Annotated in this window: 2 protein-coding genes; both read right to left on the bottom strand. The window is 73.4% G+C overall.

The window, feature by feature from the left end; genetic code table 11:
- A partial coding sequence (locus HTZ82_RS25380) for a type I polyketide synthase (protein WP_175411733.1) occupies nt 1-2,441 on the bottom strand: 2,441 nt, incomplete at its 3' end.
- 62 nt (nt 2,442-2,503) lie between these two features.
- On the bottom strand, nt 2,504-3,593 hold a 1,090-nt coding region (locus HTZ82_RS25375; protein ID WP_254712096.1), incomplete at its 5' end, for a phosphopantetheine-binding protein.

The raw sequence follows: 3,593 nt of genomic DNA, 5'->3' as shown, positions 1-3,593 counted from the left end.
CCGGTCAGGGTGGAGACGACGGGGATCTCCGGGGCGCGGTAGTCGAGCTCCTTGGCGACCGTACGGAACTCCTCCAGCATCCCGTCCATCAACGGCGAGTGGAACGCGTGCGAAACGGTCAGCCGCCGCACCCTCCTGCCCTGCCCGGTGAGGTGGCCGACGGCCTCCTCGACGGCGCTCTCCACACCGGAGATCACCACGGCGTTCGGGCCGTTGACAGCGGCCACACCCACCTCGCTCTCGCGACCGGCCAGCAACTCGGCGACCTCGTCCTCCGTCGCCTCGACGGCGACCATCACACCGCCGTCCGGCAACGCCTCCATCAACCCCGCACGCGCCGCCACCAGACGACACGCATCCCCAAGCCCCAGCACACCCGCCACATGAGCCGCCGCCAACTCACCCACCGAATGACCCACCACAAAACCGGGCCGCACGCCCCACGACTCCACCAGCCGGAACAACGCCACCTCGAACGCGAACAGCGCCGGCTGCGTCCACCCCGTACGATCCAACAACCCCGCCTCGACCGAACCCTCCCCCGCGAACATCACCGACCTCAGCGTCAGCTCGCGACCGAGCACCCGATCCAGCGCCTCGCACACCTCGTCCAGCGCGGTCGCGAACACCGGATACGCGGCATACAACTCACGCCCCATCCCCGCACGCTGAGCACCCTGACCCGAGAACAGGAACCCGACACCGCCGGGTGTCCGGGCGGTGGTGGGCGTGGTGCCGGTGCCGGCGTCCGTGTCCGTGTCCGTGTCGGCGAGCGTCCGGAGCGCGGCCTCCAGTTCGGTGCGGTCGGCGCCGGTGACGGCGGTCCGGTGGTCGTGCAGGGTGCGGTGGGTGGCCAGGGAGTACGCGATGTCGGCCGCGCTCAGGCCGGGGTGCTCGGCCAGGTGCGCGAGCAGCCGTGCGGCCTGGGCGCGCAGGGCCTGGGCCGAGCGCGCGGAGACGAACCAGGGCACGACGGCGAGGGATGCCTCCGCGCCGTCGGGCGCGGGGTCCTGGGTCTCGGTGGCCGCCGGGGCTTCCAGGATGACGTGGGCGTTGGTGCCGCTGACGCCGAACGCGGAGACGGCGGCGCGGCGCGGCCGTCCCTCCTCCCGGACGGGCCATGGCCGTGCCTCGGTGAGGAGTTCGACGGAGCCCGCCGACCAGTCGACCATGGGGGTCGGCTCGTCCACGTGCAGCGTCTTCGGCAGGACTCCGTGGTGCATGGCCTGGATCATCTTGATGACGCCGCCGACGCCGGCCGCGGCGACGGTGTGGCCGATGTTGGACTTCAACGAGCCCAGGTACAGCGGCTCTTCGCGCTCCTGCCCGTACGTGGCCAGCAGCGCCTGCGCCTCGATCGGGTCCCCTAGGCGCGTGCCTGTGCCGTGGGCCTCGACGGCGTCCACGTCGGCGGGCCGCAGGCCCGCGCTCCGCAGCGCCTGACGGATCACACGCTCCTGGGACGGACCGTTCGGAGCCGTCAGGCCGTTGCTCGCGCCGTCCTGATTCACGGCGCTTCCCCGGACCACGGCAAGGACCTGGTGCCCGTTGCGGCGCGCGTCCGACAGCCGCTCAACGACGAGCACGCCGACGCCCTCCGACCAGGACGTGCCGTCGGCGGCGGCCGCGAACGACTTGATGCGGCCGTCCGGGGCGAGGCCCTTCTGGCGGGAGAAGTCGACGAAACCGCCGGGCGTCGCCGTGACCGTGGCCCCGCCCGCCAGCGCGAGCGTGGACTCCCCGCGCCGTACGGACTCGACGGCCAGGTGCAGGGCGACCAGCGACGACGAGCACGCCGTGTCGACGGACAGCGCCGGGCCCTCCAGACCGAGGGCGTAGGCGACCCTGCCGGAGGCGACGCTGCTGAGCTTGCCGGTCATCAGGTAGCCCTCAAGCTCCTCGGGCCCTTCGAGACCGAGGTAACTCTGCTCCACCACCCCGGCGAACACGCCGGTCCTGGAGCCCTTGAGGGCCACCGGGTCGATGCCGGCGTGCTCCAGCGCCTCCCACGCGGTCTCCAGCAGGACCCGCTGCTGCGGGTCCATGGCCAGGGCCTCGCGGGGCGAGATGCCGAAGAAGTCGGCGTCGAAGAGGCCCGCCCCTTCCAGGAACCCGGCCTCGCGGGTGTAGGAGGTGCCGGGGGCGTCGGCGTCGGGGCTGTAGAGGGCGTCGAGGTCCCAGCCGCGGTCGGTGGGGAAGGCGCTGATGGCGTCCGTGCCGTCGGCGACCAGCCGCCACAGCCCGTCGGGCGAGGAGACACCGCCGGGGAAGCGGCAGGCCATGCCCACGATGGCGACCGGCTCGGCGGCGGCAGACTCCAGTTCGGTGATCCTCTGCCGTGCCTTCTGCAGGTCCGCGGTGACCCACTTCAGGTAGTCGACCAGCTTCTCTTCCTTGGACTTCTTCTCATCGGGGCCTGGACTGGCGCTGGTGGCGGACATGCGGGATCGCTCTCTCCTTGGGCCTGGGGTGTGGTGCACCGGGGGTCTGCGTGCGGGTCGGTTCAGTCCGCCGCCCGGCCGAGCCGGCTGTCGATGAAGGCGAAGATGTCGTCCGCCGACGCGTCCTCGGCGAGCTCCGGCACGTCGGGGCCTGCGCGGTCGGCCGGCGCGGGGGAACCGCCGTCGGTCAGCGTGTCCAGCAGGCTCCGCAGCCGGGCCGCGACGGTGGCGCGCGCCTCCTCGTCGCTCTCCCGAGTACGGAGCGACGCGACGGCCTCCTCGATCCGGTCGAGGCCGTCCAGTGCGGCGCTGGCCGGGTCGGCGGGCGCGGGCGCGGCCGCCTCCTTGACGTACGCGGCGAGCGCGGCCGGTGTCGGGTGGTCGAAGACCACCGTGGCGGGGAGCGTGAGCCCGGTGGCCGCACCCAGCCGGTTGCGCAGCTCGACGCCGGTGAGGGAGTCGAAGCCGAGCTCCTGGAAGGGCCGGTCGGGGGCGACACCGGAGGTGTCCGGGTGCCGGAGCACCGCCGCGACCAGCGTGGTCACCAGCTGGAGCAGATACTGGTCCCGCTGGACTCCGGTGAGGCCCGCGAGCCGTTCCGGCAGCGGTACGGCGTCGGGGGCGGCGGCCGCCTCCCGCTCCGTACCGCCGTCGTGGCCGGCGGCAGGTGCCGGGGTGGCGGTGGTGCGCCAGTCGGCGGCTCCGCCGTCCTCGGGCGTGCGCGGGTGCAGCCAGTAGGACTGGTGCTGGAAGGGGTACGTGGGGAGGGGCACGCGGCGGGCGCCGGATCCAGCGAAGAACGCCTCCCAGTCGACGGTGACACCGCGGTTGTGGAGCGCGCCCAGCGCCCTGACCAGGGACTCCGGTTCGGGCGTGCCGGTGCGGAGCGTCGCGGTGGCGACCGTGGCGTCGGGGTCGCGGACGGACTGGGCGGCGAGCGCGGTGAGGACGGCGCCGGGGCCGATCTCCAGCAGGGTGCGGACGCCCTCGGACTCCAGGGTGGTGACGGCGTCCGCGTACCGCACGGCCTCTCGCACCTGCCGTGCCCAGTAGTCGGCGCCGCGCAGGTCGTCGCCGGTGGCGAGCCGACCGGTCAGGGTGGAGACGACGGGGATCTCCGGGGCGCGGTAGTCGAGCTCCTTGGCGACCGTA

Origin of the sequence: Streptomyces sp. TRM64462 (genome assembly GCF_013362995.1) — a bacterium.
Taxonomy (GTDB): domain Bacteria; phylum Actinomycetota; class Actinomycetes; order Streptomycetales; family Streptomycetaceae; genus Streptomyces.
Note: the sequence above shows the minus strand (reverse complement) of the source record. Positions and strands in the feature narration are given on the sequence as shown.